Raw genomic sequence first — 12,665 nt, forward strand, 5'->3', positions numbered from 1 at the left:
GCTCACCCCACCACGCGCAGCGCCCGGCCCCGGCCCGGCGCGTCCCCGGCCCGCACCTGATCCGCGGGCGGAGAGACCGGTTCGGGCTCCGCCAGGGGCATCGCCATTCCGGTCGGACCCGGCAGCAACAGCTCCGCCCGGCGGGGGGCACCGCCCGCGGCGCCGCGCCCGGACACCTCCACCACCACGTGGCGGTGGCGCAGCACACCGTGGCCCGCGCCGAGCCCGTCCCACCGCGCCTCGGTCACCCGCAGCCGCAGATCGGCGCCGTCCCACGGACCGGCCACGAGCAACACGGCCCCATGGGCCCGCACCTGTCCGGCCACCCGTCGCACCACTCGCCCCGGCACCGACCCCGGCGCGCCGAGCAGGATCACCGGCACCGTCGACACCAGCAACGACACCACCTGCGCCCACCGGCCCCCCGGCGCGTCCACCCACAGCCCCGCCCCGGCGTCCAGCCCCGCGTCCCGCGCGGCCAGCGCGCCCAAGGACGGCAGCCCCACCACGGCCCAGCCGGCCCCCGGACGCCGTCCCACCGCCTGCGCCGCCAACGCCAGCAGCAGCCCCTTGTCCCCGCCGACAGCGGTCACCGTGCCCGCCCGCAGCCGCCCTTCGGGCAGCAGCGGACCCCACACGGACCCCGGTCCGGCGACCGTTCCGTGTCCCGCCCGACCGTCTGCCGCCAGCACTGCACCCATGCCCCCGACATTCGCACGTGCGTTCGAACAAGGCAAGTCGGCGCACCGCCATCACTGCACGTGAGGGGTGTCGTACGGTCGATACGCATGTCCCCTGCATCCGCTCGACCGCAGCCGCCCGGTCCGCCCCTGGCCGCCCGGACGGGGGTGGTCGCGACGCCGTTCTCGGCCCGCTCGGCCGTCGTCGCTCCGGCGGCCGACGCCCGCCCGCCGGGCGCCGCGCTCGCGGACGCCGGTGGAAGCCGCCACTTCCGCCGCGATGCCGTGGAGGGTCGTGGGTTTTGTGACCGGCGGATAACGACGCGCCGACTTTTTACTCACGCGTAACTAGCCGCCCGTACTTACTCGCGCGTAATTTAACGGGTGTTCAGCAACCTCGTGATCCGGATCACAGGCCCTGCGTGTGTCCATTTTCCCGAACTGCGAGGAGATCACATGAGGCTGCCCTGGCGACGGCTCTTGGCCGCGCTTTCGCTGGCCGCCGCGATGGTTGTGGCGCCCGCTGCCACCGCCTCCGCATCTGCCAACTCGGCACCGTCAAGCGGGTGGAACAACTTCTCCTGCCGCCCCTCGGCCCAACACCCCCGTCCTGTCGTCCTGGTCCACGGCACCTTCGGCAACGGCACCGACAACTGGCTCGCTTTCGCCCCCTACCTGGTGCAGCGCGGCTACTGCGTCTACTCCTTCGACTACGGAATGCTGCCCGGCGTGCCGTTGATCGGCGGCCTCGGTCCGATCGCGGACTCCGCGCAACAGCTCTCCGACTTCACCGACCGGGTGCTCGCCGCCTCCGGGACGTCCAAGGTCGACATCGTCGGGCACTCGCAGGGCGGCATGATGCCGCGCTACTACCTGCGCTTCCTCGGCGGCGCGGCGAAGGTGAACACCCTGGTCGGGCTGGCCCCCGACAATCACGGGACCACGCTCGACGGACTCACCAAGCTGCTCCCGTACTTCCCCGGCGCGGCCGACGCGCTCCACGGGATCACCCCCGGACTCGCCGACCAGGTGGCCGGATCGGCCTTCCAACAGCACCTGAACGCGGGCGGCGACACCGTGCCCGGCGTGCACTACACGGTGATCTCGACCATCTACGACGAGGTCGTCACGCCGTATACGACCCAGGCGCTGTCCGGGCCCGACGTGCACAACGTCGTGCTCCAGAAGCTGTGCCCGGTCGACGTGTCCGAGCATGTGGCCATCGGCCTGACCGACCGCATCGCCTTCCACGAGGCGGCGAACGCGCTCGATCCGGCGCACGCGACCCCGACCACCTGCCTGTCGGCGTTCAGTTAGCCCATGGCGGTGATATGCGCGAGCCGTCGGCCAGTGTGGCTTGCAGGCCGATGCTCGTGGTGACCCACAAGGTGGCCGGCTCCTCCGTGCGGTTGGACAGACCTATGGAGGAGCCGGGCCGGGCGATGGCGGCATCTCCCGGTGCCAGGGAGCGCGTCTCCCCGTCGACGGACAGCTCCACCGACCCGGACAGGACCAGGAACACCTCCTCGCGAGTGATGGTGTGCGGCGGTCCCGAGGTCCCGGCCGGGACTTCGCTGCGCCAGGCGCACAGCTCCTCGCTGCCGAGTGCGGGTGCCGCGTAGGACACGAAGCGCACCCCGTGGATCTCGTGTGCGACAGCGTCGGCCGCGGTGACGAAAGGCATGACAACCCCCGGTGTTAGGCAAGTAATTTACGTAAGCTCCTTTCCTATATGTTCAAGCAGCTTGCGCTCTGTGTCAAGGTGTTCCTGTGAAAAATTCCGATGCCATGAGCCTGAGCGCGGCGCTCCTCGCCGCCACCGGCTCGCTCGTCGAGGACATCCACAACGGCGTCGTGGCCCTCGGCTACACCGACCTGCGCCCCACGCACGGCTTCGTCTTCTCCCGCCTGGCCCCGTCCGGCGCGACCGTCACCGAGATCGCCGAACACCTCGGCGTCACCCGCCAGGCGGCCAGTCAGATCGTGGACGAGCTGGAACGCAAGGAATACGTCGAACGCCGCCCGCACCCCGACGACGCGCGGGCCCGACTGGTGGTGCTCACCCCGCAAGGGCGGCGGTGCACCCGCGCCGCCGAGGAGTCCGCCGCGGAAGCCGTCCAGCCCTGGATCGAACTCCTCGGCGAGGAGCGGCTGCTCGCGCTGCGCGACGAACTGGTCCGCCTCGCGCCCACCGGTCCCATCCGTCCGAGCTGGTAGCACGGCACGCGTCCGACCGCCGGAGGAGAACGCGGGCCGACCGCACCGGCCGTGGCAGGGTGGCGCCATGAGCGACCCAGACCTCCGGCCCACCGCCCTCCGGATCATCGGGACCGTCCTCGACCCCGGCACCTGGCGCCGCTGGGACGAACCGGTGGCCGTGGCCGACCTGCCCGAAGCGGGCGACTACCGGGCGGATCTGCTCGCCGCCCGCGCGCGTACCGGCCTGGACGAGTCGGTGGTGACGGGGGAGGGGCGGATCCGGGGGCGCCGAGTGGCGCTGATGGCAGGGGAGTTCGGCTTCCTCGGCGGGTCCATCGGAGTCGCCGCGGGCACCCGGCTGGTCACGGCGGTCGAACGCGCCACCCGCGAACGGCTCCCGCTGCTGGCCACGCCCGCCTCGGGCGGCACCCGCATGCAGGAGGGGACCATCGCCTTCCTCCAGATGGTCAAGGTCACCGCCGCCATCGCCGACCACAAAGCCGCCGGACTCCCCTACCTGGTCCACCTGCGGCACCCCACGACCGGCGGGGTGCTCGCGTCCTGGGGATCGCTCGGCCACGTCACCTCGGCGGAACCCGGCGCGCTCATCGGCTTCCTGGGACCACGGGTGCACCAGGCGCTCTACGGCGAGGAGTTCCCCGCCGGAGTGCAGACCTCCGAGAATCTGCTCGCCCACGGTCTGATCGACGCGGTGCTGCCCGCGGGCGCGCTCGCCGCGGCGGCGGCCACGGCGCTCGACGTGCTCTGCGGCGAGCAAGGCCCGCTCTCGCACCGGCCCCTGACCACGCCCCAGCACGTGCCCGCGCCCGTGTCTCCGTCCGTGTCTCCGCCCACACTCGCATCTCCGCCCGCACTCGCAGGGCCAGAAGAGGGAGGACAAGGAGAGGACACGCCGCTTTCCACGGCCGTGTCATTTCCCACGACCGCGTCACTTCCCACCGACACGGCCGACTCGCTGCGCCGCAGCCGCCGACCCGAACGCCCCGGACTGCACGACCTGTTGGCCCACGCCACCGATGTGACGCCGCTGAGCGGCACCGGCGCGGGAGAGTGCGACCCCGGACTGCTGCTGGCGCTCGCCCGCTTCGGACCCTCGCCGTGCGTGGTACTCGGCCACGACCGTCGCCCCGCGGAGTCCGGACCCGCGCCGCTGGGACCCGCCGGGCTGCGCGAGGCACGGCGCGGGATGCGGATCGCCGCCGAACTCGGCCTGCCCCTGCTTACCGTTGTCGACACGGCGGGCGCCGCGCTCTCCCGCGAGGCGGAGGAAGGAGGTCTCGCCGCCGAGATCGCCCGCAGCCTGGCCGACCTCGTCACGCTCCCCGCGCCCACGCTGTGCCTGCTCCTCGGCCAGGGGGCGGGCGGCGGCGCTCTCGCCCTGCTGCCCGCCGACCAGGTACTCGCCGCCCGGCACGCCTGGCTGTCCCCGCTCCCGCCCGAGGGCGCCTCCGCGATCCTCTACCGCACGACGGACCGCGCCGTCGAACTCGCCGAACAGCAGGGCATCGGCTCCGCCGCGCTGCTCGCCCACGGCATCGCGGACGCCGTCGTCCCTGAGGACCCGGACGCCGCCGACGACCCGGACGCCTTCCTCGCCCGTCTCGCACACGTCCTCGGCGCGCGCCTCGCGGACCTCCGCGCGATGGACCCCGAGCGGCGAACAGCCGCCCGCAGAGCGCGTTATCGCAGGCTGGGCGGGGTCTGAGGGGCATTGTCAGTGGTGGGTGGCAGGCTTTTCCCATGAGCACCGAGACGGACAACCGCGACTTCTGGGACGGCGAAGCCGACCGCTTCGACGACGAGCCCGACCACGGCCTGCGCGACCCGGGGGTCAGGGGCGCCTGGGCCATACGGCTGCGCTCGTGGCTGCCCGGGACGCCGTCCGACGTGCTCGACCTCGGCTGCGGCACCGGAAGCCTCGCGTTGCTCGCGGCCGATGCGGGACACCGGATCACCGCTGTCGACTCATCGACAAAGATGGTCGCGCGGGCCGAGGAGAAGCTGGCGGGTACGGGGGCGCGGGTGCTGGTCGGCGACGCTGCCCGGCCGCCGGTCGGCCCCGCCGGATTCGATGTCGTCCTCGTCCGGCACGTGCTGTGGACCCTGCCGGATCCGGCGGCCGTACTGCGGCACTGGGCGGGGTTGCTGCGGCCGGGCGGCAGGCTCGTACTGGTCGAAGGACGCTGGGGCGCGATCAGCCCGGTCGGCATCGGGGCCGCGGAACTCGTCGAGCTGACCGCGCCGCTCGGCGGCCGGCTGGTGATCGAACAGCTCGGGCACGACGCCGCGTTGTGGGGCCGCGAGGTCGAGGACGAGCGGTACGCGGCGGTGCTCCGACCGCCCGCGCCCCAACGGCACAAGGAGATCGTCGACGTCCATCTGCTGCTGCTCCGCGGCGACGAGGTGCTGCTCGCCCGCCGGTCGGGCACCGGCTACGCGGACGGTCTGCTGCACGCGCCGTCCGGACACCTGGAGGACGGCGAGGACGTCAGAAGCGGCATGATCCGCGAGGCCCGCGAGGAGATCGGGATCGAGCTGGAGCCGGAGGAGTTGGCGGTCGCCCTGGTGATGCAGCACCGCGCACCGGACCGCGCGGCCAGGATCGGCTGGTTCTTCACGGCCGAATACGGCAGCGGCGGCGAGCCCGTCAACCGTGAGCCCGACAAGTGCTCTGAGCTGGGCTGGTACCGGCTGGACGCCCTGCCCGACGACATGGTGGCGTACTGCCGGGCGGGCATCGACGCCTACCGGAGCGGGCAGCCGTTCCTGCTCCACCTGCACGAGAGCGGGGACCCGATCGCCCACGACCCGGCCGGTAGCGGCCGAGCGGTGCCGTTGCCACCGTCCGCTGTGCCAGGATCCCGGATATGAGCCTGAAGATCACCGTAGACGCGGACGCGGCCACCGCCCCGTACGAGCAACTGCGCGGGCAGATCGCGGAAGAGGCCCGCGAGGGCCGCCTTCCGGTCGGCTACAAGCTGCCGACCGTACGGGGACTCGCCGAGCAGTTGGGGCTTGCGGCCAACACGGTCGCCAAGGCGTACCGCGCGCTGGAGGCCGACGGGGTGATCGAGACCCGCGGCAGGCACGGCACCTATATCGCCGCCGCCGACGCCCGCGCACGGGAAGTGGCCGCCGCGGCGGCGGAGTACGTGGCACGCACGCGTCGCCTCGGGCTCGACCGGGACGCCGCGCGGGCCGCGGTGGACGAGGCGCTGCGCGCCGTCGACGAGACCTAGAACCCCGGATCCCGGAGGTTCTCGCTCTCGGAGGGGCACCAACGTGGCAGGTCGGCGGCCGGGGGGCCGCCGGTGGCGGCGTAGGTCACGCGTTCCAGCAGTTCCGGTGCCCGCCGAGAGCGGCCCAGGCGTGCCGGGCCGCCGTCTCGGTGTCTTCTGTCGCCATGTATCTGGGGCGGGGAATCACCGGCGCTACTAGAGGTAGAGGCCGTCCGACGCCTGGGCGGGGACGGGCAGGGCGGCCGTGCTGCCGCGGCGGAGCGCGTACAACTCGGCGAGGGTGGCGCCTTCGCGGCCGATGCCCTCGGGAGTGCCGAGCCAGTTGACGGCCTCGTCACGGGTCAGCGGGCCGACCTCGATCCTGGCCAGGCAGCGGCCCGGCCGGACCACCGCAGGGTGCAGGCGTTCCAGATCCTCGTTGGTGGTGATGCCGACCAGCACATTGCGGCCCTGGCCGAGCAGCCCGTCCGTGAGATTGAGCAGCCGGGACAGCGCCTGGCCGGTCTGGTGCTTGGCCTGGCCCCGGATCAGCTCGTCGCAGTCCTCCAGCAGCAGGAGCCGCCAGCGACCGCCCGCCGTGCCGTCGTCCTCGCCGATGGCGATGTCCATCAGATAGCCGACGTCGTTGAAGAGCCGCTCGGGGTCGAGCACGCAGTCGACCTGGCACCAGTCGCGCCAGGACCGGGCCAGGGTGCGCAGCGCAGAGGTCTTGCCGGTTCCGGGCGGGCCGTGGAGCAGCAGCAGACGGCCGGTGATGTCGTCGGCCGTGAGCTTCATCAGGCCGTCCATCGAGTCGGCGACCGGCGCGGTGTAGTTCCCGCGCAGCTCCTCCCACGTGGCGGCGGAGATCTGCCGGGTGGTGCGGTGCGGCCCGCGGCGCGGCGAGACGTACCAGAAGCCCATGGTGACGTTCTCGGGCTGCGGCTCCGGCTCGTCCTCGGCGTCGTCGACGGAGGACTTCAGCACCTGCTCGGCCAGTTCGTCCGTGACGGCGGCCACGGTGACGTCGGCGCCGCGGTTCCAGCGGGAGATGAGGACGGTCCAGCCGTCGCCCTCGGCCAGGGTGGCGCTGCGGTCCTTGTCGCGGGCCTGGCGCAGTACCACCGCGTCCGGCGGCAGCAGCGTGAGGCCGGACTTCACGTTCTCCAGCGAGGCGCCGCGCGAGAACGGCTGCTCGCCCGAGGTGAACCGGCCCAGGAAGAGGGCGTCCACGACATCGGACGGGGAGTCGCTGTCGTCCAGTCGCAGATGGACGGGGAGCGCCTGGTGCGGGGCGGTGGCGGCGGTCGGCTCGGCGGCCGGTCCCTTGCCGGTTCCGGTGGTGGGCGGCACTTGCCTCCTCGGTTCACTGGGTGTCGCGGACATGCGGCCCATGATCCGGCACGCGGGCCCGATTCGCCCAGTCTTTTTCCATGCCGGGCCTCCCACCACGCCGTTGGTGGATTCATACCGTCTTGTCGGTATTTAGCGAGCGAGGGTCCGGGCGGCTTGAACTTCTCGTACAAGCGTACGTCCACGCTCGTGGGTGTCCCCGGCGGGGCGGTGGGGGAGACCCACGGGAACGGCACTGTTGCCAGGTCACAGCGGTCGCCGAGGATCGGGCGGCTGAGCTGGGCACATGCCCCTGGAACGTCAACACCCTTGAGGAGAAGGTGAATACGGCGTCTCGAATGAGTCCAGGATGCGCACGTGACGTGGCGGGGCGATAGGGTTAGCCTGCCCGAGCCGGGTGCCCTCGTAAGGGTGGGGAGAGTAATGGAACAGATAGCGATGCACAGCAGGCCACGAGTGCCTGCCATCAACTGCGGTACAGGCGCGTCCAGTGCGCGCCTCGACCGGCACCTCGCGATACTGGCCGGGCCTGCCCTGCCCCAGCGCGACACAGAGGAAGCGACTGTGCTGATGCAGGAGCTGACCTCGCGCAACACCGTGCACACCAAGGCCAACCGCGGTGCGAGGGTGTCGCTCTTCGCGCCGCTGCGACGGCTGCGGAGATCGCTGTTCGGCAACCGAGGCTGAGTCCGCTCCGCCCTCTCCCAGGACTCGGACTCCCAGGTCCCGCCCTCCCCTGACCTCGGTCGGGGCGGGGACCGGCCAGGTGCTCGGATCGTCCGGCGGCCACACCGTCCCGGCTCGGCGCTGCTTCGCGCGGCGCTTCGGTGTGTGCCCGCCGCGGCCGTCCCTCCCCACCGGACGGTCCGCCGCGACGCCAGGTCGCACGGACACCCTTCACCCGGCCACAGCGGGACCGCTCATGACAAGGTCGTTCACGGCACGGCTGGTCACAGCAGGGCGAACTGCCCGTCCGGCCCTTCCTCGTGGTGTTCCAGCACGGAGGCGGGCCTGCGCCTGGCGGCGGGCACCGGCAGTACGCCGCCCGCCCGCAGCTCGGCCGTCGTGATCGTCTCGCCGCGCACCGCCAGACGGCGCGCCAGACCCTCGCGGTCCTCGCGCAGACCGGCCAGCAGCGTCAGCACACTGATCAGCTCCAGCAGTTCCGACGTGGTGGCCCGCGTCCACGCGGCGGGCCGCAGCGCCTCCAGGGTCCCCGGCGCACCCGGCGCCGTACGCCGCTCGAACCACGCCTCGATCACCCGCACCCCACCCGCGGTGACGTCCCAGGCGGCTGGTGAGACCGGCGAGATCCGGCCGTCGCCGATCAGCAGCGCCCGCTCGTCCGGGTCGTACGACAACTCCCCGGCGGCCGGGGCGTCCGGCAGCGGTGAGCGTACGTAAGGGCGGCTTCCGCCGGGCAGCCGGAGCCGACCGGCGTCGCGTCCCCCGGCGGGGTCGGCGAACCGCGTCCCGTGGGTCTGGAGCCACAAGGTCCGGCGTCCGAGCGCCAGCCCCTCCTGCCAGAGCGCGGGATCGCGGGGCAGCGGTACGAGGGCGCCGCCGGGGCCCGGCCGCGCCGCCGCGCCGATCCAGGCCAGTACGTCGGCCGCGGCGACCTCGGTGCCCAGCCGCGCGGAGAGCAGGGCGGTCAGCCCCGGTGCGATGTTGGGGTCCCGGCCGCCCGGCTGCCGGAACAGCGGCCGTATCCAGCCCGGCCGCCCGGCCGGGGAGCGACCGTCGGGCAGCAGCGCGCAGAACACCACGGCGGGCTCCCGCGCCCCGGACTCCGCCACTGACACGGGCCGTGCCTGATACGCCTGTTCCAGCGCGAAGACCTGCCGGTCGTCGGCCGTCCGCCATATCTCGGCCCGCGCCACGTCGATCAGCCGGTGGTTGGGTATCAGCCACTGCCGGTCGTACGGGCCGTGCTGCACCCGCACCGGCTCGGGGCAGCGACCGGTCTCGCCGGCCAGCGCGGTGGTCGGGGTGCGGTGGCCCGGCAACTGCGCGACGGGCGTGTGCAGATTCCTGGCCCGCGTCGGATGCAGCAGCGCCGACCGGGCGTCCTGGTCCGCGGTGCCGGTGAACAGCGCCCACCGGGCACGCAGACAGGAAGGTTCCGCGGCCATCGGCCAGCCACGGCCGATCCGCAACGGGCGTACGGACCACGGCATCACGTCGTGCAGCAAAGGCGCGTCATTGCTCACCGCACGCATGCTACTGACGACCCTCAGGGTGCCTCCATCGTCACCGTGAACGAGAAGCGGTCACCCCGGTAATGGATGCGCACCACGTCCACCGCCCGGCCCGACTCGTCGTAGGTCACCCCGGTGTAGTGCAATATCGGGCTCAGCAGCGGCACTCGCAGCAGCCGGGCCGTCTCGGGATCGGCCAGCCGCGCCTCCACGGTGTCGGTGATCCGGCTGATCCGCACGCCGAGCACGTCCCGCAGCACCTTCGTCATCGGCCACCGCTCCAGGTCGGCGAGGTCGATCCGGGCGCCGAGTTCCGGACGTACGAAATTCTCCGCCCAGTTGGTGGGCTCACCGCTCTCGTCACAGCGCAGCCTGCGGTAGGCCATGGCCTGGTCGAGGTCGGGGAAATACTCGGCGGCCCCCGGCGGCAGCGGCTCGGAACCGTAGCGCAGCACCGCCGTACGGCCGCCGGACTGCTGCGCCACGATCGCGTCCACCGAGCCGAGCAGCTTCACCGGCGCCCCGCGCAGCGCGGTCGGCTCGATGAAGGTGCCGCGCCTGCGGTGCCGGCTGATCAGGCCCTCGTCCTCCAACTCCTTGAGCGCCTGCCGCATGGTGAGGACGCTCACCCCGTAGTGTCCGGCCAGCTCGTCCTCGGTGGGCAGCCGCAGCGGGGCCTCCGCGTGGCGGCCCAGTATCGAGGCCCGCAACGACTGCGAGACCTGGTACCACAGCGGCAACTTGCGGTTCAGGACGAGGGAGTCGGGGGCGAAGGACGTCACGGCCGGAAGTTTCTCGCAAGCCCCTCCCACACCCGGTCGTAGCCCTCCTGCCGGTGCTCCGCGTTCAGTGCGAACGCGGTGGGCACGACCGGCCAGCGGGTCTCGAACATGAACGCCAGGCCGTCGTCCACGCGCTGCGGCGCCAGTTCGGCGGCGCTCGCCTTGTCGAAGGTGGCCCGGTCGGGTCCGTGCGCCGACATCATGTTGTGCAGCGAGGAGCCGCCGGGCACGAAGCCCTCGGCCTTGGCGTCGTACGCTCCCTCGATCAGGCCCATGAACTCGGTCATCACATTGCGGTGGAAGTACGGCGGCCTGAAGGTGTCCTCGCCGACCAGCCAGCGCGGGGCGAAGACCACGAAGTCCGCGCCCGCGAGCCCCGGCGTGTCCGAGGGCGAGGTGAGCACCGTGAAGATCGACGGGTCGGGGTGGTCGTAGCTGAGCGAGCCCAGCACGTTGAATCGGTGCAGGTCGTACACGTACGGCACATGGCTGCCGTGCCAGGCGACCACGTCGAGCGGCGAGTGGTCGTAGGCCGCGGCCCAGAGATTGCCGCCGAATTTGTTGATCACCTCCGTCCGTTCGTCCCGGTCCTCGTAGGCGGCGACCGGGGCGCGGAAGTCCCGCGCGTTGGCCAGTCCGTTCGCACCGATCGGGCCCAACTCGGGTAGTTGGAAGGGCTGGCCGTAGTTCTCGCAGACATAGCCGCTCGCCGTGCCGTCCGGCAGCTCGACACGGAAGCGGACGCCGCGCGGGATCAGGGCGACCTCGCCCGGGTCGGCGCGGATCAGCCCCAACTCGGTCCGCAGCAGCAGGGCGCCCTGCTGCGGCACGATCAGGAACTCGCCGTCCGAGGAGGAGAACACCCGGTCGTGCATCGAGAGGTTGGCCGCGTACCAGTGGATGCCGATGCCCTCACGGCGCAGCACATCGCCGTTGCCGCCGACCGTGACCAGGCCGGTCACGAAATCCGTCGGCTCCTGCGGCATCGGCAGCGGGCCCCAGCGCAGCCGGTTGGGGTCGGGCTCCACGTCCAGGAAGGGGGCGCTGCGCACTTGGCCGTTGGGGATCCGGCGGAAGGGCGGATGGGCGGCCGAGGGCCGGATCCGGTAGAGCCAGCTCCGCCGGTTGCGGGCGCGCGGCTCGGTGAACGCGGTGCCGCTGAGCTGTTCCGCGTAGAGCCCGAAGGGGGCGCGCTGCGGTGAGTTGCGCCCCTCCGGGAGCGCGCCCGCCACGGCTTCGCTGCTGTGCTCGTTGCCGAAACCCGAGGAGTACGGCAGGTCCTTGCCGTCCTCGGCGTCGGCGCCGCCCGGCCCGTTCACGGCATTCGTGGCGTTCATGGTCTGCTCCCGGTGGGGTCTCGTCCGTGATTCCTATGCTGAACCATAGGAATCACGGCGGCAACCCTCAGCCCGAGCCTGTGGAAAACTCCGCTGCCAGGGCCCGGACGGTGGCCGCGGCCGACACCGCGTGGCCGCGCGCCGAGGCGTGCACCAGGTCGGCGCTGTACAGGTCGCGGTTGGCGGCGGCGGGATGGCCGTACATCTCGACGACCACCGCGCCGTAGCGCTCCGCGACCGTCCGGGTCACCTGATTGAGAACGGCGACGCCGCTCTCCAGCGGGCCGCCGCGCAGTTCCGGCACGGCCGCCGCGACATTCACCAGCGCGTACGCGACCAGGGTCCTGCCGGGCGCGGCCAGCCGGGAGAAGAGCAGGTCGAGCTCCTTCTCCAGCGCCTCGGGGGAGAAGCCGGGCAGCAGCAGGTCGTTCCCGCCGCAGACGATCGCGACCAGGTCGGGCGCGAAGCGCGCGGCGCGCTCGGCCTGGTCGGCGCGTACCTGGCCCGCGGTGAGACCGCGCAGGCCGAGGTTGAGATACGTCAGCTCCGGCACGACCCGGCGCAGGGCCTCCGCGGTGCGGTCGGCCCAGGGCAGGGTGCGGTATCCGGGCACGGGGTCGCCCAGTCCCTCGGCGATGCTGTCGCCGACGACCGCGAAGCGCTTCCAGGGCGCGCCGCGCAGCAGCCGGTCGCTCTCCTCGGGCGACAGGCAGTGGGGGTCGGCGGCCTCCGCCGGGTGGTCGGCCGCATAGGTGGCGGCGAAGGCGCTGACGGCGCTGGGCGCGGGAGCGTGAGCACGCGCGGGTGCGGGTGCGGGCGGGGGGACGGGAGCGGGAGCGAGGAGGGGAACGGGAACGGCGTCGCTGTGCTGCGTCAT

At 72.6% G+C, this 12,665-nt stretch carries 13 protein-coding genes; 6 read left to right on the forward strand and 7 right to left on the reverse strand.

What is annotated here, in order from left to right; translation table 11 throughout:
• Positions 1–2 precede the first annotated feature (2 nt).
• Entirely contained in the window at positions 3–701 is a 699-nt protein-coding gene (locus BGM09_RS24125) for a hypothetical protein (RefSeq protein WP_223187517.1), read from the reverse strand.
• A gap of 435 nt (positions 702–1,136) precedes the next feature.
• Here BGM09_RS24125 and BGM09_RS24130 point away from each other — a divergent pair, with 435 nt between their 5' ends.
• Positions 1,137–1,997: an esterase/lipase family protein gene (locus BGM09_RS24130; protein WP_188283786.1), complete on the forward strand. Its 861-nt coding sequence runs from the start codon at positions 1,137–1,139 to the stop codon at positions 1,995–1,997.
• On the opposite strand, the gene BGM09_RS24135 is transcribed toward BGM09_RS24130, so the two are convergent.
• Positions 1,990–2,364, reverse strand: a complete 375-nt coding sequence (locus BGM09_RS24135) for a cupin domain-containing protein (RefSeq protein WP_188283787.1) — start codon at positions 2,362–2,364, stop codon at positions 1,990–1,992. The two genes, BGM09_RS24130 and BGM09_RS24135, sit on opposite strands and share 8 nt — an antisense overlap.
• Before the next feature lie 86 nt (positions 2,365–2,450).
• Here BGM09_RS24135 and BGM09_RS24140 point away from each other — a divergent pair, with 86 nt between their 5' ends.
• From BGM09_RS24140 to BGM09_RS24155, 4 genes are all read left to right on the forward strand, one after another.
• Positions 2,451–2,897, forward strand: coding sequence for a MarR family winged helix-turn-helix transcriptional regulator (locus tag BGM09_RS24140; RefSeq protein WP_188283788.1), 447 nt, complete (start codon positions 2,451–2,453; stop codon positions 2,895–2,897).
• 67 nt (positions 2,898–2,964) lie between these two features.
• On the forward strand, positions 2,965–4,605 hold the full coding sequence (locus BGM09_RS24145) for a carboxyl transferase domain-containing protein (protein ID WP_188283789.1): 1,641 nt from the start codon (positions 2,965–2,967) through the stop codon (positions 4,603–4,605).
• Between the two features lie 35 nt (positions 4,606–4,640).
• A complete protein-coding gene (locus BGM09_RS24150; protein ID WP_188283790.1) occupies positions 4,641–5,771 on the forward strand; it encodes a methyltransferase domain-containing protein in 1,131 nt (376 codons plus the stop codon).
• Complete coding sequence (locus tag BGM09_RS24155; protein WP_188283791.1) at positions 5,768–6,139, forward strand: GntR family transcriptional regulator; 372 nt, start codon at positions 5,768–5,770, stop codon at positions 6,137–6,139. The genes BGM09_RS24150 and BGM09_RS24155 overlap by 4 nt, the downstream gene beginning before the upstream one ends.
• A 195-nt stretch (positions 6,140–6,334) precedes the next feature.
• Here BGM09_RS24155 and BGM09_RS24160 read toward each other — a convergent pair whose 3' ends face one another.
• Entirely contained in the window at positions 6,335–7,504 is a 1,170-nt protein-coding gene (locus tag BGM09_RS24160; RefSeq protein ID WP_188283792.1) for a DUF5925 domain-containing protein, read from the reverse strand.
• A gap of 390 nt (positions 7,505–7,894) precedes the next feature.
• Here BGM09_RS24160 and BGM09_RS24165 point away from each other — a divergent pair, with 390 nt between their 5' ends.
• Positions 7,895–8,158, forward strand: coding sequence for a hypothetical protein (locus BGM09_RS24165; protein ID WP_188283793.1), 264 nt, complete (start codon positions 7,895–7,897; stop codon positions 8,156–8,158).
• Between the two features lie 263 nt (positions 8,159–8,421).
• Here BGM09_RS24165 and BGM09_RS24170 read toward each other — a convergent pair whose 3' ends face one another.
• From BGM09_RS24170 to BGM09_RS24185, 4 genes are all read right to left on the reverse strand, one after another.
• Positions 8,422–9,690, reverse strand: coding sequence for a type ISP restriction/modification enzyme (locus BGM09_RS24170; protein WP_188283794.1), 1,269 nt, complete (start codon positions 9,688–9,690; stop codon positions 8,422–8,424).
• 14 nt (positions 9,691–9,704) lie between these two features.
• Positions 9,705–10,451 carry a GntR family transcriptional regulator gene (locus BGM09_RS24175; protein ID WP_188283795.1) on the reverse strand — a complete coding sequence of 249 codons (747 nt, stop codon included), beginning with the start codon at positions 10,449–10,451 and terminating at the stop codon, positions 9,705–9,707.
• Complete coding sequence (hmgA, locus tag BGM09_RS24180) at positions 10,448–11,788, reverse strand: homogentisate 1,2-dioxygenase (RefSeq protein ID WP_188283796.1); 1,341 nt, start codon at positions 11,786–11,788, stop codon at positions 10,448–10,450. Before hmgA ends, BGM09_RS24175 begins: the two co-directional genes overlap by 4 nt.
• Positions 11,789–11,855: 67 nt before the next feature.
• Positions 11,856–12,665, reverse strand: coding sequence for an SGNH/GDSL hydrolase family protein (locus tag BGM09_RS24185; protein WP_188283797.1), 810 nt, complete (start codon positions 12,663–12,665; stop codon positions 11,856–11,858).

The sequence above is a fragment of the Streptomyces sp. CBMA29 genome (assembly GCF_014596445.1).
GTDB lineage: Bacteria > Actinomycetota > Actinomycetes > Streptomycetales > Streptomycetaceae > Actinacidiphila.